The organism is Phenylobacterium composti DSM 19425, assembly GCF_059568645.1.
The window spans coordinates 85,803-109,756 of record NZ_JCANTT010000001.1; the positions used below are offsets into that span (position 1 = coordinate 85,803).

20 protein-coding genes are annotated in these 23,954 nt (G+C 70.0%); 13 read left to right on the top strand and 7 right to left on the bottom strand.

Annotation, left to right across the window (positions count from 1 at the left end):
* Positions 1–58: 58 nt before the first annotated feature.
* Positions 59–490 carry a c-type cytochrome gene (locus BO64_RS00355; RefSeq protein WP_496401277.1) on the bottom strand — a complete coding sequence of 144 codons (432 nt, stop codon included), beginning with the start codon at positions 488–490 and terminating at the stop codon, positions 59–61.
* 105 nt (positions 491–595) lie between these two features.
* Here BO64_RS00355 and BO64_RS00360 point away from each other — a divergent pair, with 105 nt between their 5' ends.
* From BO64_RS00360 to BO64_RS00380, 5 genes are read left to right on the top strand one after another with little or no spacing between them, the layout of a single operon-like run.
* The gene (locus BO64_RS00360) at positions 596–2,296 is read left to right on the top strand and encodes a DUF1592 domain-containing protein (protein WP_496401278.1); all 1,701 of its coding nucleotides are present in this window, start codon (positions 596–598) and stop codon (positions 2,294–2,296) included.
* Positions 2,293–3,642, top strand: coding sequence for a DUF1552 domain-containing protein (locus BO64_RS00365; RefSeq protein ID WP_496401279.1), 1,350 nt, complete (start codon positions 2,293–2,295; stop codon positions 3,640–3,642). Before BO64_RS00360 ends, BO64_RS00365 begins: the two co-directional genes overlap by 4 nt.
* Positions 3,639–4,916 (top strand): hypothetical protein, encoded by a 1,278-nt coding sequence (locus BO64_RS00370; protein WP_496401280.1) that lies wholly within the window; start codon positions 3,639–3,641, stop codon positions 4,914–4,916. The genes BO64_RS00365 and BO64_RS00370 overlap by 4 nt, the downstream gene beginning before the upstream one ends.
* The gene (locus BO64_RS00375) at positions 4,913–5,380 is read left to right on the top strand and encodes a VOC family protein (RefSeq protein ID WP_496401281.1); all 468 of its coding nucleotides are present in this window, start codon (positions 4,913–4,915) and stop codon (positions 5,378–5,380) included. The genes BO64_RS00370 and BO64_RS00375 overlap by 4 nt, the downstream gene beginning before the upstream one ends.
* Positions 5,381–5,431: 51 nt before the next feature.
* Positions 5,432–6,313 (top strand): TetR/AcrR family transcriptional regulator, encoded by an 882-nt coding sequence (locus tag BO64_RS00380; RefSeq protein ID WP_496401282.1) that lies wholly within the window; start codon positions 5,432–5,434, stop codon positions 6,311–6,313.
* Here the strand turns inward: BO64_RS00380 and BO64_RS00385 are convergent.
* Together BO64_RS00385 and BO64_RS00390 are read right to left on the bottom strand one after the other, a co-directional pair.
* Positions 6,280–6,900, bottom strand: coding sequence for a TetR/AcrR family transcriptional regulator (locus BO64_RS00385; protein WP_496401283.1), 621 nt, complete (start codon positions 6,898–6,900; stop codon positions 6,280–6,282). The two genes, BO64_RS00380 and BO64_RS00385, sit on opposite strands and share 34 nt — an antisense overlap.
* 116 nt (positions 6,901–7,016) lie before the next feature.
* Complete coding sequence (locus tag BO64_RS00390) at positions 7,017–9,722, bottom strand: TonB-dependent receptor (protein ID WP_496401284.1); 2,706 nt, start codon at positions 9,720–9,722, stop codon at positions 7,017–7,019.
* 248 nt (positions 9,723–9,970) lie between these two features.
* Here BO64_RS00390 and BO64_RS00395 point away from each other — a divergent pair, with 248 nt between their 5' ends.
* Entirely contained in the window at positions 9,971–12,067 is a 2,097-nt protein-coding gene (locus tag BO64_RS00395) for a PQQ-dependent dehydrogenase, methanol/ethanol family (protein WP_496401285.1), read from the top strand.
* Positions 12,068–12,133: 66 nt separating this feature from the next.
* Here BO64_RS00395 and BO64_RS00400 read toward each other — a convergent pair whose 3' ends face one another.
* Together BO64_RS00400 and BO64_RS00405 are read right to left on the bottom strand one after the other, a co-directional pair.
* Positions 12,134–13,282 (bottom strand): glutathione S-transferase family protein, encoded by a 1,149-nt coding sequence (locus tag BO64_RS00400; RefSeq protein ID WP_496401286.1) that lies wholly within the window; start codon positions 13,280–13,282, stop codon positions 12,134–12,136.
* A gap of 26 nt (positions 13,283–13,308) precedes the next feature.
* On the bottom strand, positions 13,309–13,866 hold the full coding sequence (locus tag BO64_RS00405) for a polysaccharide biosynthesis/export family protein (RefSeq protein ID WP_496401287.1): 558 nt from the start codon (positions 13,864–13,866) through the stop codon (positions 13,309–13,311).
* 317 nt (positions 13,867–14,183) lie between these two features.
* Between BO64_RS00405 and BO64_RS00410 the strand changes: the two genes are divergently transcribed.
* The 6 genes from BO64_RS00410 to BO64_RS00435 all read left to right on the top strand — a co-directional run bounded on the left by BO64_RS00410 (position 14,184) and on the right by BO64_RS00435 (position 21,686).
* A complete protein-coding gene (locus tag BO64_RS00410) occupies positions 14,184–14,960 on the top strand; it encodes a transglutaminase-like cysteine peptidase (protein WP_496401288.1) in 777 nt (258 codons plus the stop codon).
* A gap of 32 nt (positions 14,961–14,992) precedes the next feature.
* Positions 14,993–16,342, top strand: coding sequence for an O-antigen ligase family protein (locus BO64_RS00415; protein ID WP_496401289.1), 1,350 nt, complete (start codon positions 14,993–14,995; stop codon positions 16,340–16,342).
* Positions 16,339–16,920 (top strand): hypothetical protein, encoded by a 582-nt coding sequence (locus BO64_RS00420; protein WP_496401290.1) that lies wholly within the window; start codon positions 16,339–16,341, stop codon positions 16,918–16,920. Before BO64_RS00415 ends, BO64_RS00420 begins: the two co-directional genes overlap by 4 nt.
* Before the next feature lie 120 nt (positions 16,921–17,040).
* The gene (locus BO64_RS00425) at positions 17,041–17,907 is read left to right on the top strand and encodes a hypothetical protein (RefSeq protein WP_496401291.1); all 867 of its coding nucleotides are present in this window, start codon (positions 17,041–17,043) and stop codon (positions 17,905–17,907) included.
* 153 nt (positions 17,908–18,060) lie between these two features.
* Positions 18,061–19,362: an outer membrane beta-barrel protein gene (locus BO64_RS00430; RefSeq protein WP_496401292.1), complete on the top strand. Its 1,302-nt coding sequence runs from the start codon at positions 18,061–18,063 to the stop codon at positions 19,360–19,362.
* Positions 19,363–19,460: 98 nt separating this feature from the next.
* Positions 19,461–21,686 carry a GumC family protein gene (locus BO64_RS00435; RefSeq protein ID WP_496401293.1) on the top strand — a complete coding sequence of 742 codons (2,226 nt, stop codon included), beginning with the start codon at positions 19,461–19,463 and terminating at the stop codon, positions 21,684–21,686.
* Here BO64_RS00435 and BO64_RS00440 read toward each other — a convergent pair.
* A complete protein-coding gene (locus BO64_RS00440) occupies positions 21,683–21,937 on the bottom strand; it encodes a hypothetical protein (RefSeq protein ID WP_496401294.1) in 255 nt (84 codons plus the stop codon). The genes BO64_RS00435 and BO64_RS00440 overlap by 4 nt on opposite strands.
* A gap of 266 nt (positions 21,938–22,203) precedes the next feature.
* Between BO64_RS00440 and BO64_RS00445 the strand changes: the two genes are divergently transcribed.
* Entirely contained in the window at positions 22,204–22,815 is a 612-nt protein-coding gene (locus BO64_RS00445; protein ID WP_496401295.1) for a sugar transferase, read from the top strand.
* Between the two features lies 1 nt (position 22,816).
* Here BO64_RS00445 and BO64_RS00450 read toward each other — a convergent pair whose 3' ends face one another.
* Complete coding sequence (locus BO64_RS00450; protein WP_496401296.1) at positions 22,817–23,788, bottom strand: NAD-dependent epimerase/dehydratase family protein; 972 nt, start codon at positions 23,786–23,788, stop codon at positions 22,817–22,819.
* Between the last annotated feature and the right edge of the window lie 166 nt (positions 23,789–23,954).

Below are 23,954 nucleotides of genomic sequence, written 5' to 3' on the forward strand. Positions count from 1 at the left end.
AAATGGCGCGGTGTTGAACGCGTGGTGCTCAGGCCGGCGTCACACCCTGAGCGATCGCTCAGTCGCGGGCGGCCCGCGGCGGCGGCAGCAAACGGATATAGGCCACGACGTCCGCCCGGGCCTGGGCGTCGGGCACGGCGAGCACCATCCGCGTCCCGGGGGCGAAATCCTGGGGCGCAGCGAGGAAGGCGTCCAGGTTCTCAGCGGTCCAGACTTGGTCGCCCTTCGCCTTGAGAGCCTCGCTGTAGCCGCCGAAGTCCGCGACGCTGGCGATGCGGCGATCAGCCACGCCCCGCAGGGTCGGCGCGATGGACACCGTATGGCAACCCCGGCACTGGGCAGCGTAGATTTCGGCCCCGGCTTCCTCGTCGGGGACCAGTGCATCCTGGGCCGCCTCGGCCGCACCTGCGCCCTGGGCGCTCCACCCCGCCCCGCCGAAGGCCAGGACCGCAGTCGCCGCCACCGTCGCCGCCATACGCCAGCACCACATCTCCACCACCTCCGACAGTCTGCCTCTTCCCCGTAGCCGCGAATTGCTATTAGTGCAATTATCAGTTATCCGCCGAACTGGAGTTGGCGAGCAAGGGAGGGCGACGTGTTGAAATGGAGCGGCGCTGCCGGGGCGGCCTTGGCCATCGGCGCCCTCACCGGCGCAGGGGGATTCGCGGTCCATACGGCTCTGGCGGCCCCCACGGCCTCCGCGGCGGCCACGTCCGGCGCCCCCATGATCGTCGCCGCACGGCGCCTAACCGAAAGCCAGTACCGCCGATCGATCGCCGAGGTTTTTGGTGCAGATGTCCGCGTTGACGGCCGTTTCGAGCCTGAGCTGAGGGATGAGGGGCTGCTGGCCATCGGCAGCAGCCAGCTGTCGATCACCCCCGCCGGCTTCGAACAGTACTATCGGCTGGCGGACAGCATCGCCGCCCAAGTCGTCGCCCCGGAGCGCCGGGACCGGCTGGCCGACTGCCGCCCGGGCTCGGACGCCGCCCCGGACGAGGCATGCGCCCGCCGGATCATCGCCAAGGTCGGGGAACAACTGTTCAGGCGCCCCCTGACCGAGGCCGAGATCGCGCCGCGCCTGCGGACCGCCGCCCTGGGGGCCGAACGGACCGGCGACTTCTACGAGGGCGTGGCCCTGGCCCTCAAGAGCCTGCTCGTGGCGCCCGAATTCCTGTTCCGGCTGGAGCGCGCCGAGCCTGATCCGGCGCAGCCGAACCAGTATCGGCTGGACGGCTACAGCAAGGCCTCCCGCCTTTCCTTCCTGTTCTGGGACGCGCCGCCCGATGCGGACCTGCGCCGGGCGGCCGAAACCGGCGAGCTGCACACGGCGGACGGCCTGCGCCGCCAGCTGACCCGGCTCGTGGGATCGCCGAGGCTCCGCGACGGGGCGCGGGCGTTCTTCACCGACATGCTCCAGCTGGAGCACTTCGACGGCCTGACCAAGGACCCCAACGCCTATCCCAAGTTCAGCCAGGCCCTCGCCGACAGCGCCCGGGAACAGACCCTCCGCACGACGATCGATCTGCTCATCGACAAGCGGCGCGACTACCGCGAGCTGTTCACCAGCAACTCGACCTTCATCAACCGCCACTTGGCGGCGGTGTACCAGGTGCCCTTCACCTCCACGCAGGAGTGGTCGCCGTTCACCTTCCCCAAGGAGGCGGGGCGCTCGGGCATCCTGACCGAGGTCACCTTCCTGTCGCTGTTCTCCCATCCGGCGGCGTCGTCGCCGACCCGGCGGGGGGTGAAGCTGCATGAGATCTTCATGTGCGAGCCGACGCCCGCGCCGCCCGCCGATGTGGACTTCTCCAAGGTTCAGGCGCTTGAGCAGGGCACCGTCCGCACCCGCCTGCTGGCCCACATGGACAATGAGGGCTGCGCGGCCTGCCACAGGGTCAGCGACCCGGCGGGCCTCGCCCTCGAACACTTCGACGGCATCGGACAGCGGCGCATGTTCGAGAACGGCCAGCCGATCGACGTCAGCGCCGAGGTGAACGGCGCCCGCTTCGTCGGCGCCCAGGGCCTCGGAACCTACCTGTCCACCCAGCGAAAGATCCCCGCCTGCCTCGTGCGCAATGTCTACGCCTACGGCGTCGGCAAGGCGCCCGACGAGCGCGACGAGGACTACCTGGCCGACCAGACCGAGGCCTTCGCCAAGGACGGCTACCGCGTGCCGGAGATGATGGCGCGCATCGCCGAAAGCCCAGAGTTCTTCAAGGTAAAACTGCCGGCGCGGGCCCGCCCGGCCACCACCGTGGCCGCCGCCCCGACCGGCGAGACGGGAGGCATGCCATGAGCCAGCGTTTCAACCGCCGCTCCCTGTTGCGCGGCGCCCTTGGTGGGTGCGCGGTGACGCTCGGATTGCCGGCGCTCGACCTTTTCCTCGACGGCCACGGCCAGGCCTGGGCCGACGGGAAGCGCCTGCCGGTGCGGTTCGGCACCTATTTCTGGGGCCTCGGCCTCACCGACACCCCCGCCGGCGGCAGCCGCTGGGTGCCGACCACCGTCGGCCCCGACTATGAGATCACGCCGGAGCTCGAGCCGCTGCGGCCGGTCAAGGACAAGGTCTCGGTCCTGTCCGGTTTCCGGGTTATCGGCGACGGCCGGCCCAATCTCGTCCATTGGACGGGCCATGCCGCGATCCTGTCCGGCGTGGCCCCGGCGGCCATCAACCGGATGGACGGCCCTTCCTTCGACACCCGGGTGGCGGACGCCATCGGCGGGGGCGTCCGCTTCAAGGTTCTCGACGCCTCGGCGTCAGGCAAGGTGGTGAGCTACTCCACCCGCACGGGCTCGGCTTTCGCCACCCCCGACACCACGCCGGTGGAGCTCTACACCCGCCTGTTCGGCCCCGGCTTCCAGGACCCCAACCGCCCCGACTGGACGCCTGATCCTTCGATCATGCTCCAGCAGAGCGTGCTTTCGGCGGTGACCGATCAGCGCCAGGCTCTGCTCGCCGACGTCGGTCGCGCCGACCGCGTCAAACTCGACCAGTACTTCACCTCGGTGCGTGAACTGGAGCAGCAGCTGGCCCTGGGCCTTGAGCGGCCCGAGCCGTGCGAGTCCTGCGCGGTGCCGCCTGAGCCGGAGGCGCCGAAGCGGGGCGCCTCCATCGACGTGGTCAACAGCAACACCCGCACCATGGCGAAGCTGCTGGCGATGGCGCTGGCGTGCAACCAGGCCAAGGTCTTCAATTTCGTCCATACGCCGGGGGCTTCCGAGACCTACATTCCCGGCGAGAGCAAGATCTATCACCAGATCACCCACGACGAGCCCACCGACGCGCGCCTGGGCTACCAGATCGAGACCAGCCGGCTGGCCGGGCTGGTGATGGAGGGCCTCGGCGCGTTCCTCACTGAACTCGACGCCATCAAGGAAGGTGACGGCACGCTGCTGGACCGCACCCTGGTGATGGCCTTCAGCGACACCGGCTACGCCAAGATCCATTCGATCGAGAACATCCCGATCTTCCTGGCCGGCGGCGCCGGGGGCCGCCACCGAACGGGCCAGCACATCGCCGGCAAGGGCGAGGCCGTGACCCGGGTCTCCCTGACCGCCCAGCAGCTGGTCGGCGTGTCGGTGGGCGAATTCGGCGTCGGCGGCATGCGGACCTCCCGCCCGATCACGGAGCTCATGGCGTGAAGCGATCGATCCGTCTCCGCGTCGCGCTCGCGCTCGCCGCCGCTCTCGCCGCGCCGGCGCCCGCCCTGGCGGCCTGGACCCGCGGCTTCGCGGTCGAATGGTACGAGCCGGCCATGTACTACGGGGCCAAGAGCGGCACGACCGAGCCCGGGACCGACTGCCCGGCCGGGACCAATCCCGAGCCCGACTGGATCAAGGTGCTGATCGACGCGGGCTATACGCGGGAACAGGCCCTCTGGCTGCGCAATCCGGCCAACCCCACCCGCAGCCCGGTTCACGGCCAGAACCAGATGGCCTTCCGGGGCGCCGGGCGAGCCAACGTCTACATCAACCCCACATCCACGCCGGACGGCGGTCTGGTGGGGGTCAGCGGCGACATCGGCGAGGGCCTCGACCTCGACGACGACCCCACGACGGGCTTCGTCAGCCCGACCGGGGAGCGCGGGATCGACAACGCCTTCTACCGCGCCCTGGGATGCTGGAAGACCTTCCGCGGGCCGCCGCGCCTATCCAGCGGGGCCCTCTCCAGCAACGACGCCATGCGCGACGGCGCCTGGACCATGGTCGTCGTCCTGGAAGGCCGGGGCCAGGACCCGATGAACGACGACGACGTCACCGTTGGCTTCTACCTGAGCCAGGACAAGCTGGTGAAAGACGCCGCCGGCGGCGTGGCGCCTGACTACACCTTCCGCATCAAGCCCGACCGCAAGCTCGAAGCCATCTTCAAGGCCAGGAGCGTCAATGGCCGGATCGTGTCCACCCGGCCAATGGACGAGGTCTGGATGCGGGACGCCGGCATGGCCCGCGAACTGCAGCTGCTCAAGGCCCGCCTCGACCTGACCCTGCAGCCCGATGGCGGCCTCTCCGGCTATGTGGGCGGCTACCGGCCCTGGAAGCCGGTCTACGACGGCTATGTGCGCGCGCGAGGGCCGGTGATCGAGGCCCTGACCTGGGTGCGCCTGCCCGACGTCTATTACGCCCTGCGCCGGCACGCCGACTACAGCCCCACGGGCCCGAACGGCGAGAAGACCCACATCTCCTTCGCCTACCGGGTCTCGGCGATCCCGGCCTTCGTGCTGACCCCGGACGCGAAGCGCAGCGCCCGCGCGACCTCCTACAAGGCCCTCGCCCGCCCTGAGGCCTCGGTCCCCGAGCCTTCGCCCTTCAACGTGGTGGACGGGATCGTCGTGCCCAAGGGCGCCAAGGCCGAGTCCCTCCCCGAGAGCGCGCTGCTGCCCCCATCGTCGACGACCGCCGCCGGAGGCGCGCCATGAGGATATCGCCCCTGGCCCTGGCCCTGGCCGCCGCCCTCGCCTTCGGAACCACGGCCGTCCAGGCCGAGCCCGCGGCGCCGCTTCCCGATCCGCTCCGCCCGATCCGGGTGGCGGGCGTCGGACTGTCGGTGTCGGATCTCGAGCGCTCGATGCAGTTCTACACCGAGGTGCTGGGCCTGAAGGTGGCCGCGCGCGTGCCCGCCCAGGGGCCGGCCCGCGAATATCTCCTGGGCGTCAGCGGCGATGTCCGCACCGACGCCCTGATCGTCCTCCGGGAGAGCGCGCCGCCGCCGGGCGCCACGGCGTTCGGGCGCGTGGTGCTGGCCGTGCCCGACAGCCGCGCCATGGCCGAGCGCGCCGCCGCGGCCGGTCATGAACCCACCCGCCTCGCGGATACCGTCCATGTGGTCCGCGATCCCGACGGCTACGCCATCGAACTCTACCAGCGCCCTGCGGCGCGGTAGGGCGGCGGGCGGACTGGCCGTCGCCGTCTGGCGGGGCTAGGCTTTCCCGCCATGAGCGAGCCGCCGCGCACCGTCCTCAGTCGGGCCGATCTCTATGAGCGAATCTGGACCCGGCCGCTGAGCGCGGTGGCGCGCGACCTTGGCCTCAGCAGCAGCGGCCTGTCCAAGATCTGCGACCGCCTGCTGATCCCCTATCCTGGCCGCGACCACTGGGGAAAGGTCGCCGCCGGCCGGGCGCCGGAGCCCCCGCCCCTGCCGCCGCCGCCGCCCGGCGTCGAGGACCCAATCGTCATTGGCGGCGAACGTCCCGGCTCCCGGCGCCAACGGACGCGCTTTCCTACCGAACAGCGGCGCGAGCAGCTGATCGACGCGGCCGCCGAGATCATCACCTCCCAAGGCCTGCCGGCCCTGACGATGAAGCGGGTCGCCCGGACCGCCGGCATCAGCGAGGCCCAGGCCCACAACTACTTCCCCCAGCGGCGCGACCTGCTCGCCGCCCTGGCCCGCCGAGAGCTCGCGGCCATGGAGGCCCGGCGGCGCGCCGAGATCGACCGGGGACATGACCGCTACACCCGCCTGGCGCTCTCGACGATGGCCTATCTGCGCGAGGCGGCGAACCGGGGGGCGCTGATCCAGCTCCTCACCCAGTCCGCCGAGGTGCGCGAGGCGCTGCGGGCTGAACGCCAGGCCGCCCAGCAGTCGGACAGAACCCAGCTGGTGGCCGGCCTCGCCGACGCCTACGGCATGCCGCCTGACGCCGCCCGGGTGCTGACGACGGTGCTGACCGCGGTCTGCCTGCGAGCCGGCCGCCTTGTGGCCGGCGGCAAGATCGGGATCGACGCCGCCGAGCGGCTCACCCTGGCCATCACCATGACCGGCCACCGCGACCTGGTGCGCGCCTACCGCTCCCCGACGGCCGACGCCGAGGCCTGACCGGCCGGCCGCAGGGCGGATATGGACGAGGCCACGAGCCGGCCCGCCATCTCAAGGGCGCGGGGCAGTTGCAGCTCGCCCTGCCAAACCAGCCGCCCGGTCTCCTCGGGGATCGCAATCACCATGGCGACCGCCGCGATGGCCTCCTGCGGCGGCAGGCGCAGTTCACGGCGCGCGAGCCGGGCGAAGCCTCGCAAAATCCGGTCCCTCAGCCTCCGGGCCTGCGGATCGAACCGGCCGGCCATATAGCTGTCGCGGAGAATGTAGTGCAGGGCGGGCCCGCGAAGGGCCACATGCCGAAGGTAGAGCTCCGCTGCGGCCTGGGTCCGGGCGGCGAGGCCTGGGGCGGACAGCGCGGCGGCCAGCCCGGCCTCCTCCAGGGCGGCGAATTCCTCGAGCAGCATGGCGTTGAAGAGATCGTGCTGCGTCGGGAAGTATCCATAGACGAGGCCCTTCGAGACCCCGGCTTGCGCCGCGAGCGCCTCCATGGGCAGGGGCAGATAGCCCTTCTCCAGCAGCAGCGTCCTCGCGGCCGCGATGATCTGTTGACGGCGGATTTCCGGCGTCAGCCTCTGCCTGCCTGCCACGCGGCCCTCCTCTACCGGGCCCTTCTTAGTCGGCTTTGGGCGGACACGCGATGCGGCGCGCCATGGAAAAGATCGGGCGGCGGCCCGGCCGGCCGCCGCCCGGTAGGGGAACACCGTCAGAAGCGCTTGGTGACGGCGACGCCGTAGGTGCGCGGATCCAGGAGGATCACGTTCCGCAGAGCCCCGAGGTTTTCGTCCGAGATGTCGAAGCCGACGATGGTGTCGTCGTCGAGGAGGTTCTTGACGAAGAGCTGGACACTCAGGCCGTTTTCCGGCCGGTCCAGGGTCAGGGTGGCGTTGACGTTGTCCCAGGCCCGGATGCGATCGGTCGGGTGGTTGGTGTAGCGCATGTAGCTCTGGGACTGGCGGTAGTAGTCGCCGCGCGCCGTCGCCTCCCAGCCGCCCGGCAGGGTCCAGCGGTACTGGGCGCCGAGCGAGACAGTCCACTTGGGCGCCGCCGGCAGGTCGTTGCCCACCAGGCTCTGAACCACCCCTTCGCCGGCCCCGGTCGAATAGAGGGCGACGCCGGGATCGTAGGAGTACACCCCCGCCGCCAGCGCGTCCGCTGCAGCCGGGGCGACCCCGGCGGCGGTCAGCCGCGCGATCATGGTCGCCGGACCGCTGCACGCCACACCCGCCAGGACGGCCGGCCCCACCGGATTACGCAGCAGATCGGCCACGCCCGCGGCGTTCAGGATGCAGCCGCCCGTGGTGGCGTTGGCGTAGATGTACCGGCTGTCGCCGTGGGTGCGGTCAAAGGTGTCGACTGCGCTTCCCTCGTCGATGCGGGTACGGAGATAGCCTATGTTGGCGTTCAGCCGCAGGTTCTGCACCGGCTCCCAGATTCCCTCGAGTTCGACGCCCTTGATCGTGGCGTCGACGTTCTCGTTGTAGATCGACCGGTTCACGCTGCGCGCGATCTGGTAGCCCTTGTAGTCGTACTGGAAGGCGGTGAGGTTGAGGACCATGGCGCCGCCCAGGAGGGTGTTCTTGGTCCCGATCTCATAGGCGTTGACGAACTCGGGGGCGAACGCCTCCCGCAGGCCCATGGTGACGACGCTGGCCGGGTTGAAGCCGCCGCCCTTATAGCCCTTGGCGTAGGAGGCGTAGATCAGGGTGCTGTCCGTGAACGGCAGGTCTGGCGACCAGTCGACGTTGAGTCGCCCGGTCGTCTCCTTGAACCGCACGCGCTGCTCGGGACTGAAGGTCGGGCCGCGCCCGGGCGCCAGCAGGGTGGCGCCGGAGCCCCGGGTCTTCTTCCGGTCGTCGGTGTAGCGCAGACCGCCCGTGATCCTCAGGGTGTCGGTCGCCTGCCAGTAAACTTCGCCGAACAGCGCCTTCGAGGTGAGGTCGTATTCCGTCAGGCTGATGAAGTAGTTGTGGCCGGTGAAGTCCGGATCAGCCAGAGGATCGACATAGGCCGTGGGCACTAGGACCTGCGTGGCCAGGGTCGTGACGTTCGAGGCCGAATAGGTCGTCGTGCTGGTCTCGTAGTCGAGGTAAATGCCGCCGAGGCTGAAGTTGATCGGTCCGTCGAAGTCGGACTGCAGTCGCAGTTCCTGGCTCCACTGCTCGCTGTGCGCGGCGGCCCCGGCTTCGGCCTGGAAGCGGTCCGTCACCCCGAACTGCCCGTCGGTGAGCGTGCCGGCGGGCGTGAAGCGGGTGACGCCGAAGGGCCGGAGGGTGCGGACCCCCGTGGTGTCGCCGCGGGCGTAGCTCTCGTTCTCCGCATAGCCGGTGAGCGACGTCACCGTCAGGTTCGGCGTGGCCTGCCATTCCAGGTTCAGCTGATAGATGTCGGTGCGCGGCCGGTAGACCGGCCGGCCGACCACCTCCACCTCACGCAGGTTACGCGACACGGTGGCCCCGGCGTTCGGATCCGCGGTCCACAGGCCGATCTGCCGCCCGAGGATGCCGGGGAACGTGGCGAGCACATTGGCGGCGTCATACACGTCGTCGCCATAGACCGAGGCCGTCAGGCACCCCTGGCTCAAGGCCGCCTGAGCCGCGCCGGTGGCGACGCCGCCGACCGTCGCCGGGCCGGCGTCATACTTGCAGAGCGCCTTGCGCGCGCCGCGGGTGTCGTCCTCGGAAAAGCCCTCCCACATCAGGGTGGCGCTGAACGTGGAGGTCGGCTCGAACAGCAGGGTCGCGCGGCCGGCCAGGATCTCCCGGCCGTCGATGCGCCGGCCGTCCACGGTGTTGCGGGTGTAGCCCTCGCGGTCGAGGCCGAAGGCCGCCAGGCGCACGGCGAACATGTCGCCGAGGGGCAGGTTCAGATAACCCTGGGCCCGCCGCGTGTCGTAGTTGCCCAGCTCTGCCGTGACGCCCGCGCTGAACTGATGCTCGGGCTTGCTTGTGATCACGTTCACCACCCCGCCGGTGGCGTTGCGCCCGTAGAGGGTGCCCTGCGGACCGCGGAGCACTTCCACCCGCTGCACATCGAAGAACTCGGCGTCTGCGATACGGTTGGCGGTGAGCGGGGCGTTGTTGAGGTGAACGCCGACGCCATCGTCCCCCGTGGTGGCGATCAGCTGGGCCCCCACCCCGCGAATCTGGAAGTTGGTCCGCAGGGACCGGCGCTGGAACGTAAGGTTCGGCACCGACTGCACGAGGTTGCCCACGCCGTCGATTCGCTGCGCCCGCAGGGCCTCCTCGCTATAGGCCGACACCGCGATCGGCACGTCCTGAATGGATTCCTCGCGCTTCTGCGCGGTGACGATGAGCTCATCGACGACAGAGCCCCCGCCGTCCTGCGCGAAGGCCGGCGTGGTCAGGGCGATGGCGGCAAAAGACGCCGACGCCAGAAGCGCGCGCTGCATTGGTTCCCCCCTTTGGAGCGTCTCCTATTGTGGCGCTGAATGGAGATCATAATGGTTTGATCGTCAATACGCTCTCGCTGTATCCGGCGACACATCCGGCCGGATTCGCCAGGGCGATCCAACATTCACAAAGTTGGCCACCGGCCTTTATGGTGATGATGTCAGCAATGGAGGGGCAAATGACGCTGGCGACGGATCGTGGGAGGGCGCGGCTCCCGGGCGCGCGAAACTTCCGGCGCGGCGGGGCGATGGCGCTGACGACCGCCCTGGCCGCCTTGCTCCTTGTGGCGGGTGCGTCGCCGTCGGCGGGCGTCGATGAGCGGCGGCTGCGCAGCGCCGAGCGCAACGGCGAGTGGCTCGCGGTCGGCCGCACCTACGATGAACAGCGCTTCAGCCCCCTCGCCCAGGTGAACACCAAGACCGTCGGACAGCTGGGCCTGGCCTGGTACGCCGACATCGACACCGAGCGCGGCCAGGAGGCCACCCCCATCGTCGTGGACGGGGTGCTCTACGTCACCACCGCCTGGAGCAAGGTGAAGGCCTTCGATGCGGCCACGGGCCGGCCGCTCTGGTCCTATGACCCGAAGGTCGATCCCGCGGTCGCCCAGATCGCCTGCTGTGACGTGGTCAACCGCGGCGTCGCCGCCTGGAAGGGCCGCATCTACCTGGGCGTCCTCGACGGCCGGCTGATCGCCCTGGACGCCCGAACCGGCCAGGAAATCTGGTCCGTGCTGACGACCGAACCCGGACGCGCCTACACCATCACCGGGGCGCCCCGGATCGTGCGGGACAAGGTGATCATCGGCAACGGCGGGGCCGACTACAACGCCCGCGGCTATGTCACCGCCTATGACGCCGCCACCGGCCGGCGCCTTTGGCGCTTCTACACCGTGCCGGGGGATCCTGCCGCGGGCTTCGAAACGCCCGAGCTCGAGCAGGCGGCTCGCACCTGGACTGGCGAATGGTGGAAGCTCGGCGGCGGCGGCACGGTCTGGGACGGCATGGCCTATGACGTCGAGACCGGCCTCCTCTACATCGGGGTCGGCAACGGCACCCCGTGGAACCAGCGGTTCCGCAGCCCCGGCGGCGGCGACAACCTGTTCCTGTCCTCCATCGTCGCGCTCGATCCGGACACCGGCGCCTATCGCTGGCACTACCAGACCACGCCGGGCGAAACCTGGGACTTCACCGCCGCCCAACCGATCATGGTCGCGACGCTTCCGTGGCGCGGGCGGCCGCGCCGGGTGGTCCTGCAGGCTCCCAAGAACGGCTTCTTCTATGTCCTGGATGCGCGCACCGGCGCCCTGCTGTCGGCCGAGAAGTTCGCGCCGGTGGACTGGGCCGAGCGCGTCGATCTCGCCACCGGCCGCCCCGTCGAGCGCCCCGCCGCGCGCTATGACCGCACCGGCGAGCCGGTGATCGTCTCGCCCGGCCCCCTGGGAGCGCACAACTGGCACCCCTGGTCGTACAGCCCCCGGACCGGCCTCGTGTACCTGCCGGTGACCGAGAACAACGGCCCCTACGGCAGCACGGCGGAGCTCAAGGTCAGCGACCGCGCCTACAACACGGGGGTCGACGCCGCCGCCGCCCTGCCCCTCTACAAGCAGCCGGGCGCGCCCAAGGGTGGGGCCGTGCGCAGCTACCTGCAGGCCTGGGACCCCGTCCAGGCGAAGGAAGTCTGGCGCGTGGAGAACGCCGTCTATGGGTCGAGCGGGGTGATGGCGACGGCCGGCGGCCTCGTCTTCTCCGGCAACCACGCCGGGACCTTCGACGCCTATGACGCTGCGACCGGCCGTCGGCTGTGGTCCCAACCGACGCAGGCCAAGATCGTCGCCGCACCGATGTCCTATGAGATCGGCGGCGAACAGTATGTGGCCGTCCTGGCCGGGGCCCGCGGCCTGCCGGACGGCCAGCAGAGAACGAGCCCGGTCAGCGCCAACAACTCCCGCCTGCTGGTCTACAAGCTGGGAGGCGAGGCCCGCTTGCCCGCCGAACCGTTCACGGCCGCCCAGGCCGGCACGATCCGGCAGACCCTGGATCCGCCGCTCCTCACCGGCACCAACGAGGACGTCATCTCCGGCCAAGCCGCCTATGCCCGGGTCTGCTCAGGCTGTCATGGCGCGGCCGCGGTTGCCGACAAGTCGATCCCCGACCTGCGCTACTCCACCACCCTGAACAGCCTGGCCGACTGGAACGCCGTGGTGATCGATGGATCGCGCGCCGCCCGCGGCATGGCCTCGTTCAAGACCCTGCTGGCGCCCGGGGAGGCCGAGATGATCTGGCACTATGTGGTCAGCGAGGCCAACAAGGCCAAGGCGGCGGCCGAGGCGCAGCAGCGCCGCTAGGCCCCGCCTCCGCATACGACGCCCTGCGGCCCGGGACCTTCCCGGACCGTTTGCGTTGAAGCCCGCTCAGCCGGCCAGCGACGCGCCCTGACGCGGGCCCCACACCTCGATGTGGTTCCGCCGCTCCACCCGGATCGGCCGCTCGGCCGTGAGCAGTCGGTCGAGGCCGAAGCGGCCCAGGTATTGCCGGACCTCATCCGCCGCCCGCGGCTCCAGCGCCTCCCAGGCGTCCGTGACCCGCTGCCACAGATAGAGCATGTAGGGCTGCAGCACGGTCTCGCACGCCACGCCCCGGAAGCTGCTGGCGGTCAGGCCGATCACCCGTTGATGCGGTTTGGGCGCCACCGGCGCCCCCTCCTGCGGGTCGTTGGCCTCCACGAACGCCCGGAAGGCGGCGAGCTTGGCCTCGGCCTCGGGCAGCAGTTCTTCGGCGACCTGGGCGAGCAGCGGCGCGAGGGTCTCGGGCACGGCGTCGCCGTCGAGATAGGCCGGCGGATAGTCCCGGTACTCCGGCAGGTCGGGGTCGGGGGCGTTCATGCGCTCCACCCAGCGGGCCACCCGCGGAGCCTCGCGCTTCATCTGGTCGGCAGGGATGGGGTCGCGGCCAAGGTGCGCGAACAGCGGCCCGAACAGCCCGTAGTCGCCCACCGACGGCTCGCCCCCGAAGAGGTAGGGGTGCACCGAGAAATGGGCCTCGAGATTGGCCAGGAGCAGCCGGTACGACTCCTCGATCACCGGGATCGTCTCGGGCGTGACGCCCAGCCCCGGCAGGTACGAGGCCATGCGCCGCATCACCGCCTCGGCCGCCTCCCGGCCTGAGCCCCGGGCAAAGGCGTCCACCAGGAAGGCCTCCTGCTGGTCGAAATAGGACCAACGGTAGTGCATCGCGTGGCGGCTCAGGGTGACGACGGCGTAGAGCTCCAGCACATGGGCCAGCACCCGCTGCCGGGCGCCCGGTGGATAGGCGCTGACCCGAGCGCCCGTCGCCTCGAAATGGTCGAGGATGTCGACCGTGTCCTGGATGATCTCGCCGTCGGGGGTGACGACCACCGGAATGATCGACCGGCCGATGACCGGCATGATCTGCTCGCGGAACTCGGGCGAGGCCGGGGTCCGCTCCTCGTACACAATCCCCTGCTTGCGCAGGTAGGCCCGCGTCTTGCCCGTGTAGAGCGAATGGGGAACGCCGTAGAGGATGTGATCTGCGGAGGTCATCTCCCTCGTCTAACGCGGAGTTGGGCCTAGAAGAAGCGCTCCCCGATGCGGATGGTGTCCCCCGGCGCGACCTGGGTCGTGCTGGTCAGGGGGTATTCTTCTTCCTTGTCGCCGTCGGCGCGCTTGATGAACACCTTGTTCTTGTTGGCTCGGTAGGTGAAGCCGTTGGCCGTCGCCACGGCGTTCAGCACGGTCAGGCCGTTGGTGTAGGGGTATTCCCCCGGCTTGGTGACCTCGCCCAGGATGTAGAACGGCCGGTAATTCAGCACCTCGACGCTGACTCGCGGCTCCTTCAGGTAGCCGTCCTTCAGGGCCGCCTCGACGCGCTCCTGGAATTCCCGGGCCGTGAGCCCGGCGGCCTCGACCTCGCCCACCAGCGGCAGCGACACCTTCCCGGCGCCGCTCACCTGGAACTCGCCCGTCAGGGAGTCCTCGCCGTAGGTGATCACGCGAATCTTGTCGCCCGAACCCAGCCGGTATTCGGGCACCTCGCGCGTGGCTTCGGCTTTCTGCGCCGCAGCCACAGTCGGCGAGGTCAGAGCCAGGGCCGTGACGGCCATCAGCAGGCCGAACAGTCTCGTCATGACGCAATAACTCCGCAACCGCGGTTTCCCGAACGGCGCTTTTCTTACTTCAGCCGGCCCGCGCGCGGAATAGCCCCGCCTGCAACCCCAGGCCGCAGCCCTGAGCGGCAAAATTTGGATAACAGCGATTTAAATAAATAACCGCCACTTTCAGTGAAAGTTCATGGTAAATTGCAACTCAACCATAGTTGTTTGCTAGTCATAGTCCACAATCATACAGCCGCAGTTAAGCAGCACCTGCAATACCGGAGGCCGCAACCCAAGAATTGGGACGTGGCCAAGTGCGACAAATCAACACACTCGCGCAGTATGCGCTGATGATCTTCCTGGCCTGCTCGGCCGCCGCCTGCGCGACCACCCCCGAGGCCTCCTCCCCCATGCCCCTGGGCCTGCGCGCCGCTCCGCCGCAGGGCTTCATCGCCTTCTGCCAGCGCGAGCCCGCCGAATGCGGCGGCGCCTTCGCCGCCGTCAGGCTCACGCCCGCCGCCGCTGAATCAGCGCCGGAACTTGCAGCCGCCGAAGCCGCCGAGGCCGTCTCGGCGATCCAGCCCCACTGGTCGGCCCTGCTGCGCACCGCGCCGGCGGCCCACGCCGCGCCGCCGGCGGCGGCCATAGAAGCCGCGCTCGCCCCCGAGGCGGTGGAGCTGACGCCGAAGCTCTGGGCGACCCTCACCAGCGTCAACGACCGCATCAACCGCGCCATCGCCCGCAAGGCCGACATCGAGGCCTATGGCGTGGACGAGTTCTGGAGCCTGCCGCTCCAGGCCGGCGTCGGATTCGGCGACTGCGAAGACTATGTGCTGGAGAAGCGCCGGGCCCTGCTCGCCGCCGGGGTGCGGCGCGACGCCCTGTCCATCGCCGTCGTGGTGACGCCCAAGGGCGAGCGCCATGCCGTGCTGCTGGTGGAGACCGCCAGCGGCGCCTACGCCCTCGACAACCTGACCCCCTACATCCTGCCCTGGAGCAAGACCGGCTATCGCTGGCTCCAGCGCCAAGTGGCTGGCTCATCCACCCGCTGGGCGCTGCCGGCGTCCGGGGCCGAGCCCGCGACCTCCGCGGGCGCCGAGCCGCCCTTGCCCACCCGCCTCGGCTAGAGTTTTCTCGCGCCCCGATAACGGGGGTACGCGTGCAGATTCGGGAGAACGCAGGTCCGTCGGCTCCGTATTGGAGTCCGCGCTGGTGGGGGCTGGGGGGACGCTGGCTGGCCCTCGCAGCTCCGCTGCTTGTCTTCGCCGCCCAGTGGGCGCCGGCGGGCGCGGCGCTCTCGAAACCCGCCTTCACGCTGGCCCTCGCTGCAGCGATCCTGCTGGGGCTTTCCCTGTTCGACCCGGCCCTGCGCCGGGACCTGAATCGGATCCGCGGGCTCACCACCCCGGCGGCCGCCTTCGGCCTCGCCTTGCTTGTGATCGTCTGGTCGCTGACGCCATGGGCGCCCGGCGGGCCGCATCCGGTCTGGGACTATGCGGGCGTTTCGCCGCCGGCCTCCACCGTGGACAAGTCGCGCACCCTTACCGAGTTGTTCAAGCTCCTGGGCCTCGCCGCCGTGTTCGCCCTCGGCCTGGGCCTGGGCTCGTCCGACGACCGGGCCCGACTGACGGCAGGCGTCATCGCCGTTTTTGCGGGCGGCCTCGCGCTCTGGTCCTTGATCGCCTTCGCCGCCGATCCGCTGGGCGCCGGCGGCCTGCGGCTGGGGGCGCCCTTCCGCATGCCCAACCCGGCCGCTACCATGTTCGGCGCGCTCCTGATGGCGGCGCTTGGCGTCACCGTCTCCCGGGCCCGGGCCGCCCCGCCGCAGCTGCGGTTCAGCAAGACCGCGCCCGCGGGCGGCCTCGCGCTGCTGATCCTGGTTGCGGTCCTGGCGACGGCGTCCCGGGGCGGATTCGTCGCCACGGCCCTAGGCCTCGTCGCCTTCATCGCCCTCCTAACCTTCGGCGGGGCGGTGAAGCTCTCTCGCGCCGCCGTGCTCAGCCTGGGCGGCCTGCTGCTGGCGGCCGCGGCCCTGGGGATCTTCGGCGACCGCCTGCTCGACCGCCTGGCGACCAACGCCTGGGACGCGGACGGCCGGCGGCTGCTGTTCCAGATGCACTGGGAGGCATTCAAGGCCGCCCCGCTCATGGGCTACGGCCTGGGGACCTTCGACACCGTGCACCGCATGGTCACCGCCGCCGCCAGCATCCAGAGCGTCTGGACCGCCGCTGCGGCCCACAATGTCTATCTGAACTGGCTGGAGCAGGCCGGCCTCTTCGGCGCCCTGCCGATGTTCACCGCCATCGGCGCCGTCCTCGCCCTGACCGTGCGCAACGCCCTGCGCCGCACCCGCCTGAAGCCCATCCTGTTCGGCCTCCTCGCCGCCAGCGTGGTCGTCCTGGTCCACGGGGCCAGCGACTTCGCCCTCGAACTCTATTCCATCGCCATGTTGTGGAGCCTGCTGCTGGGTCTGGGCTTCAGCGCCGCCCAGGGATCGTCCGTCCGATGAAGACGCCTTCGCCCGCCTTCCTCGCCGCCGCCGTCGCCGCCCTGGCGGCCGCCTGCGGCCTTGCCGGCCTCGTCGCCCTGAACACCGGCGGCGCCGTAGGCGCAGGACCGGTCCGCCTCGGGCTCAGCCACGGCTACAGCCTGGCCGCCGACCGCCTCGCCGCCGGCGGACGTCCCGAAGACCTCGCAGCCGCCGAGGACAGGCTCCGTGAAGCCCTGGCGCTCTCGCCGATGAACACCGCCGCCCGGCTGAGTCTCGCCGGCCTCGAGCGCGACCGTCTGGGCTATCTCTCTGCCGCCGCCGAGGACCAGCTGGCGCTCTCCTACCGGCTCCTGCCGGTGGATCCCCGGGCGGCCCTGCGCCGCAGCCGCCTGGCCCTGGAGAACTGGCCGGCCCTCGATCCCTCCACCCGGCAGGCGGCGCTCTACGAAATCGAGACTGTCCACAGGCTCCATGGCCAGGCCGGTCGGGTGGAAGCCCTGCTTGGGGAAATAAGCGATCCGGCCGGGCGCGTCGCCGCGGCCCTGTTGCTGCGGAAATTTCAACTCGCGCGCGATTATTTCAACTCGCACGATTAGCGGCGCTCGCTGATTAGAAAAGCAGCAGTAACCGAGCCTCGAAATCGCAACTATAGACTCTCGGCGACCACTGGATTATGAACCCGGCGCAACGAACACCGCTACGGATTGGGGGTCAGTATGGCTGGTGTGTTCACTCGCAAGGGCGCAGGCGCGCGCGTCGCCACCGCCCTCTTCGCATCTCTCGCCGTCGGCGGCCTCGCCATCGCTCAAGGCCAGGCGCCTGCCGCCGCTGAAGCGCCCCAGGCGCCCGCGGCCCTCGCCGCGGAGATCGCCGAGCGCGTCGCCGAGGTCGTCCGCGAGAACGAGGGGGCTTCGAATCTCGACGATCTGATCCAGCAGGTGATCGCCGAGGAAGTGGCCCAGGTCCCGCCGCAAGTGGCGGCCCAGGCCCTGGCGCAAGCCGCCGTCGCCCTGCAGGGCGAAGGGCTCAGCGCCAATGTCGCCACGACCGTGCAGCAGGTGGTGGTCGGCGCGGCCGTCACCGCCGCGGTCCAGGCCGTGGTCGTCCAGACGGGCGGCGCCGTGACGCCCGCCGCTGTGGAAGCGGCGGTCAATTCCACCCTCGCCGCCGCCCAGGCTCCGCCGACCGTGGCCAATGTCGCCGTGGCTCAGGCCGTCTCCAACCTCAGCCAGGCCGGCGCGCTGCAGGGCGCGGTCCTGGCCGGCGTCCAGGCGGCCCAGACCCAAGTAGTGGCTGCCGCCATCGCTACGGCCGTCGCTTCCGGCGCCGATCCGCAGGCGGCGACGGAGTCCGTCGTGGCCGCCTCGGGCGCGTCCGACGCCGTGGTGGCGGCCGCGGTGGCCGTCGCCCAGAACAACCTGGCCAGTCAGGGCATCGCCGTGGCGCTGGCGCCGCCGACCACCAACACGGCGGCGACGAACACTCAGACCACGACCACGCAACCTCAAACCCAGACCGACACGCCTACCCGTGTCGATACGGAAGAGAACTCCGATCCGGACTATCTGCCCGGTCTGGGCTGACCGCCGGACCGGCCAGGCGTTCGGACCGGCCAGTGACTGAGTGAGAAGTTGGTCGTCAGGCGCGCGTCGGGGAGGCGCGGGCCTGACGAAATTCAATGAGAGCAGGGGAAAGCTGTGAACGGGGATAAGCGCGTCCTTGCGGCCGGAACGGCCGTGGCTCTTGTGCTGGGCATGGCTGGGGCGGGCATCGCTCAGCCGGCGGGGCCGTCATCGACATCGCCGCAGGGCGGCGAGCGCATCGGGGTGGCCCTGCCTACCGACGCGGCGGACCTCTTCGCCCGGGATCGCAACATCAGCGTCTCCCAACGCCCGCGGGAGGGCTACGAGGCCCGCGGCCTGCGCGCCGGGACTCTGCTGCTGTACCCGAAGGTGACGGCCACCGCCGAGTACAACGACAACATCTACGCCACCGAGGGCCTCGAGGAGGACGACGTGATCTGGCGCGTGACGCCGGAAGTCTCGCTGTCGTCCGACTGGAACCGGCACGCCATCGGCGCCTACGCCCGCACCACCCTCAGCCGCTATTCCGACGCCAAGGACGAGAACACCACCGACTACTCCGTCGGCGCCAACGGCCGCATGGACGTCCTGCGCTTCACCAACCTGCGGGGCAACATCGACTATTCCAAGCTCACCGAGCCGCGCACCTCGCCCGACAGCCCGGGTCTGGCCGCCGAGCCCGTGCGCTACAAGTTGGGCGTCTTCGGCCTGGTTGGCCAACACACCGTGAACCGGCTGCGCTTCACGGCCCGCTACGACGCGCGTCGCTATGACTATCAGTCCGTCGACCGCGTGGGCGGCGGCCGGGTCGACCAGAGCTACCGCGACCGCGTGATCCAAACCTACGGCGGTCGGATCGACTATGCGGTCAGCCCCGCCTCCGCCGTCTTCGTCGAGGTGACCGGCAACGACCGGAACTACGACTACAACGGCTCGGCCACGGATCTCGGACGCGACTCCGACGGCTATCAGGTGCTGGCCGGGACGAACTTCGAGCTCAGCGCCCTGCTCCGCGGCGAACTGGCCGTGGGCTACCTGGAGCAGAAGTTCGACGATGCCCGCCTCGACAAGATCGACGGCTTCGGCGTCCGGGCCGAGCTCGAATGGTTCCCGACCCAACTCACCACCGTGACCTTCAGCGGCTCGCGGAGCGTGGAGGACAGCGCCACGCCCGGGTCCGGCGGCTATCTGGCCAATAATGTGGGCGTCGTGGTTGATCACGAGCTGCTGCGCAACGTGATCCTCACCGCCCGCGCGAGCTACGGCGAGGACGAGTACGACGTGGTCGGCCGCCGCGACGAGCGGCAGGCCGCCGGCCTCAGCGCGACCTATCTGCTCAACCGCGGCCTCGGCGTGACGGGGGGCTGGAGCTTCGACCGCCGCGACGTCGTGAAGGGCGTGGGCGTCGGCTACAAGCAGCACAAGGTCTTCGCCACCCTCACCGCCCAGTTCTGAGTTCGAAGCGTGCGGCTGCGCGCGCTGTCGTCATCACGGCGACAGGGGAGTCTGGCTTTGGTCCATCAGGATGCGAGCCGCCGGTTTAGAGGCTGCACATGAACATTCATGCGTCTGCGCCGGTCGGTGCGGAGAACCGTTCTCCATCGCGCGGGCAGTTCGGTGAACTCGACCTGCGGCGGCTGTATGCGACGTTCCTGCGTCGTATCCGGCTGTTCTCCGCCATCGCCCTGCTGGTGTTCCTGGCCGCGGTGCTCGTGACCGTCCAGGCGACGCCCAAGTACACGGCCACGGCCAGCGTCATGCTGGACACCCGGACCGAGAAGGTCATGGACGCCGAGGCCGTGCTCTCGGGCCTGCCGGCGGACTCCGGCGCCGTCGACACCGAGGTCGAGGTCCTGAAGTCGCGGCAACTGGCCGGCCGCGTGGTCAAGGCCCTCAAGCTCGACGAGGATCCGGAATTCAACGCCGTCCTCCGCAAGCCCAAGGGCATGGGGGCGATCCTCGCCGGGGCCAGGGATGCCCTTGGCATAGGGACGCCCGCAAAGACGCCGACGAGGCTAGAGCTGGAGCGGCAGCGGGACGCCGTCATCGACGCCGTGCTCAGCGGCCTGTCCGTGCGCCGTTCGGGCCTCACCTACGTCATCCGCATCGACTACGAGGCCAAGAGCCCCGCCAAGGCGGCAACCATCGCCAACAAGTACGCCGAGCTCTACCTGCTCGAGCAGATGGAGGCGAAGTTCGACGCCACCCAGCAGGCGACCAACTGGCTGAATGAACGCCTGAGCAGCCTCCGCGCCCAGGTGATCGCCGACGAAGCCGCGGTCCAGCAGTTCAAGATCGCCAACAATCTCCTCAGCGCCTCGGGCACCAGCCTCACCGAGCAGGAGATCTCGAACTACAACATGACCCTCGCCCAGGCGCGGGCGCAGGTGGCCGAGGACGAAGCGCGCCTGGCCACGGCACGGCGTCAGCTGGCCGCCGGCTCGTCGGGGGACGATGTGGGCGAGGCCCTGAGTTCCCCGGTCGTCCAGCAACTTCGCGCGCAGCGGGCCCAGGTCAGCGGCCAGGTCGCCGATCTCCAGGGGCGCTATGGCGAGCGCCACCCCGAGATGCTCAAGGCCAAGCGCCAGCTCTCCGACATCGACGCCCAGATCGACCAGGAGATTCAGCGGATCATCTCGAACCTGGAGGCGAAAGCCGCGGTGTCCCGACAACGCGCCGCGGCCCTGGCCGGCAGCCTCGGCGGGGCCAAGGGCACGCTCGCCGCCAACAACCGCGCCATGGTGCGGCTGAACGAGCTCGAACGCACGGCCGAGGCCTCCCGGACGCTCTATGAGAGCTATCTTGCCCGCTACAAGCAGACCAGCGCTCAGCAGGGCATCGAACAGTCGGACGCCCGCATCGTCTCCCGCGCGAAGGTGCCGACCAGCCAGAGCTCGCCGAATGTCGGCCTGAACCTGCTGCTAGGCGCGCTCCTGGCCGTGGCCGCCGGCGGCGGCGCGGTCGTGGTGGCGGAACTGCTGGATTCCGGCCTCGCCACCGCCGAGGACGTCGAGCGGAAACTGGACACCGCCTATCTCGGCGCCATTCCGCTGCTCTCATCGGTGGCCGAAGGCGCAGCCTCGCCCATCGACTATGTGGTCGCAAAGCCCCTCTCAGGGTTCAGCGAAGCGTTCCGGAACCTCCGCGCGTCAATCACCTATGCCCGCCTGGGCGAACCGGTCCGGATCGTCGCCATCACCTCGGCGCTGCCCAGCGAAGGCAAGACCACCACCGCCGTCTGCCTCGGCCGCACGGTCGCCCTGCAGGGCGCGCGGGTCGTGGTCGTCGACTGCGATATCCGGCGCCGGACCGTGAACCGCATCCTGGGGCAGGAGCCCACCTGCGGCCTCATTGAAGTGCTCAGCGGCGCGGCCAAGCTTGAGGAGGCGATCATCGCCGACAAGGCGTCGGGCGCCCACTTCCTGTCACTGGCGCCGGGCGCCTTTACGCCGAAGGACCTGTTCGGGTCCGGCGCCATGGATCGCCTCCTGGCGGACCTGCGCTCGCGCTACGACCTAGTTTTGCTCGACACCGCCCCGGTTCTCCCCGTCGCCGACACCCGCGTCCTGGCGTCCAAAGTGGACACGGTGGTGCTGCTCGCCCGCTGGCGGAAGACGCCACAGCAGGCGATCGAGGCCGCCTTCCGCCAGTTCGAGGGCACCGGCGGCCATGTGGCGGGCGTCGCTCTCACCCAGATGGATATGCGTCAGCAAGCCCGGTACGGCTATGGCGATCCTGGTTACTACTACGCCGACTACAAGAAGTACTACGCGAGCTAGAGGACGGTGCGCAGACCGCCCGCCAGGGCCAGCCAGAGCGCGCCGTTCACGGCCAGCGCAAAGGCCGTCGAACGGCGGGCGGACCAGCGCAGGTCTTCAGGCCCGCCGGCCAGGGCGCATTCCAGTTCCCGCTGCAGGCGTCGGGCCGGACCATCGCCGTCCGGCGGCACGGCCACGACCAGGGCCGGAGCGGCCTTTCGGCCGAGCGGGGGCGCCAGCGCTTCTGCTGGCTTCTGCAGAGGCCGCGCCACGGCTGTCCTCCCAAGTGCGGAAGCAGGATGCCGCCGGCTGCTTAACAGTCCGTCTCTGGGGCCTCGCGGGACGCAAAGGCGAACGCCGTTCCGCTTTCTGGCGCACGAGGGGGGGGAAAGTTGTGGTTGGCACGCTTTTGGCGAGCTAGAACGACGTTAGCCGTAGTCGGGGGGCGACGGTGTTTCTAGCTGGCACAGATCGACTGGCGATCGACGGCGGTCCCGATTCCGGACATCCGGAGTCTGTCGGCCGTGGCCGTCGCGCCGTGGCGTTCGATGTCTGCCGGGCCCTGGACATTGTCCTGAGCCTTGCGCTGCTCCTGTTCTTCCTGCCGACGCTCGCGATGCTGGCCCTGGCGGTCAAGCTGCAGGACGGCGGCCCGATCCTGTTCGGCCATGCCCGGATTGGCCGCGGCGGTCGCACCTTCCGCTGCTGGAAGTTTCGCAGCATGGTCGTGGACGCCGAAGCGCGGCTGAATGCGCTCCTCGCCTCCGACCCTGTCGCCCGCGCCGAATGGGACGCCACCCACAAGCTGCGTCGCGACCCCCGGGTCACGCCCATCGGACGCCTGATCCGGGTCACCAGCCTCGATGAGTTGCCCCAGCTCCTGAATGTCCTGGCCGGCGACATGAGCCTGGTGGGGCCGCGGCCGATCGTCCTCGCCGAGGTTCCGCGCTACGGCCGCTGGTTCCGCTACTACGTCGCCGTGCGCCCGGGGATCACCGGCCTCTGGCAGGTGCGTGGCCGCAACGATGTCAGCTATCGGCGCCGCGTGGCCCTGGATGTGCTCTACGCCAGGACCCGCTCCGTCGGTCGCTACCTGGCGATCCTCGCCGCCACCGTCCCGGCCGTCATCCTGCGCCGCGGCGTCTATTAGCTCAGTCGAAATGACCGTGCGTCTCAGCGTTCCAGTGGGCCAGGGCGGTCTCGAGGTCGAGTTCGAACCGGTAGCCGTTGTCGAGCAACCACCGGGGCGTCACCCGCGTCGACCGCACCAGCTTCATCACCCGTTCGCGATGGATCGGGTTCTTCAGGCCCAGCCTGTCCGCTGCCTCGAACACCCGCGCCGCCGCCAGGAGCGGCGGCAGGGGCAGGGTCGCAAAGGCGCGCCGATAGCCCGCCGTCCGGGCGAAAGCCTCGACGATCTGTTCGGTGGTGCTCTCCTCCGGAAAGGCGAAGTTGAACAGCACCTCGCGCCGGCCAAGGCCCACGGCGAAGTCGATGGCCCGGAGCAGTTCGTCCACGTGGCCGCCGCTCTTCACCGCATCCCGCCGTCCCGGATAGACGAACAGACCCCGCTTCAACGCCCTGGCGAGGCGCGTGTAGTTGCCCCGCTCGCCGGGCCCGAACACCACGCCCGGGCGGACGGTGACCAGTCGGCGATCCGCACCGCCCTCCAGCCAGCCCCGATGCACCTCCTCGGCCATCCGCTTGGAGCGGCCGTAGTCCGTGGTCGGCCGCAGGGGCGAGTCCTCGGTGAGCGGTGTCTCCGACGGACCATAGACCGAGATCGAGCTGGTGAAGACGATCAGTGCCACGCCCGCCGCCTCGGCCAGGGCCGCGACATGCGCCGCGCCCTTGACGTTGGTGTCGTAGTATTCGTGCGGGGGATGGCCGGGCGTGCGGTGCACGGCGGCCAGGTTGTAGATCGCGTCCGCCCCTTCAGCGAGGCGCGGGTCCAGGGGCTCGCGGACATCCGCCGTGACATAGGACACGCCCGGCAGCACAGCCCGCGGCGTGGCGATGTCCACCGCCACCACCTCCACGCCCTGCCCGGCCAGCCGCGCCACAAGGCGCGTGCCGATAAAGCCGCTGGCGCCGGTGACCACGGCGCGCGCGAAGGGTTTCACAACTTCGCTCAATTTCCACCCCGGCCGAGACGGCGCCGAAACGCGCGGCGCCATTCGTGCAGACGTTGTATCATGACCGCACTACACGTTGCAGCGCGGGACCCACGAGCCAGTAGTCATCATGCGCATCTGAGACCTTCGCAAGCGGAGGCGCCGCGGGGGGCGG

Excerpts from the sequence above, each read along its gene's own strand:
- BO64_RS00380 (WP_496401282.1), top strand. The coding sequence starts at position 5,432 with ATGAGCGAGCCGCCGCGCACCGTCCTCAGTCGGGCCGATCTCTATGAG.
- BO64_RS00355 (WP_496401277.1), bottom strand. The coding sequence starts at position 490 with ATGTGGTGCTGGCGTATGGCGGCGACGGTGGCGGCGACTGCGGTCCTG.
- BO64_RS00410 (WP_496401288.1), top strand. The coding sequence starts at position 14,184 with ATGATCTTCCTGGCCTGCTCGGCCGCCGCCTGCGCGACCACCCCCGAG.
- BO64_RS00425 (WP_496401291.1), top strand. The coding sequence starts at position 17,041 with ATGGCTGGTGTGTTCACTCGCAAGGGCGCAGGCGCGCGCGTCGCCACC.
- BO64_RS00395 (WP_496401285.1), top strand. The coding sequence starts at position 9,971 with ATGGCGCTGACGACCGCCCTGGCCGCCTTGCTCCTTGTGGCGGGTGCG.
- BO64_RS00420 (WP_496401290.1), top strand. The coding sequence starts at position 16,339 with ATGAAGACGCCTTCGCCCGCCTTCCTCGCCGCCGCCGTCGCCGCCCTG.
- BO64_RS00435 (WP_496401293.1), top strand. The coding sequence starts at position 19,461 with ATGAACATTCATGCGTCTGCGCCGGTCGGTGCGGAGAACCGTTCTCCA.
- BO64_RS00365 (WP_496401279.1), top strand. The coding sequence starts at position 2,293 with ATGAGCCAGCGTTTCAACCGCCGCTCCCTGTTGCGCGGCGCCCTTGGT.
- BO64_RS00405 (WP_496401287.1), bottom strand. The coding sequence starts at position 13,866 with ATGACGAGACTGTTCGGCCTGCTGATGGCCGTCACGGCCCTGGCTCTG.
- BO64_RS00400 (WP_496401286.1), bottom strand. The coding sequence starts at position 13,282 with ATGACCTCCGCAGATCACATCCTCTACGGCGTTCCCCATTCGCTCTAC.
- BO64_RS00390 (WP_496401284.1), bottom strand. The coding sequence starts at position 9,722 with ATGCAGCGCGCGCTTCTGGCGTCGGCGTCTTTTGCCGCCATCGCCCTG.
- BO64_RS00375 (WP_496401281.1), top strand. The coding sequence starts at position 4,913 with ATGAGGATATCGCCCCTGGCCCTGGCCCTGGCCGCCGCCCTCGCCTTC.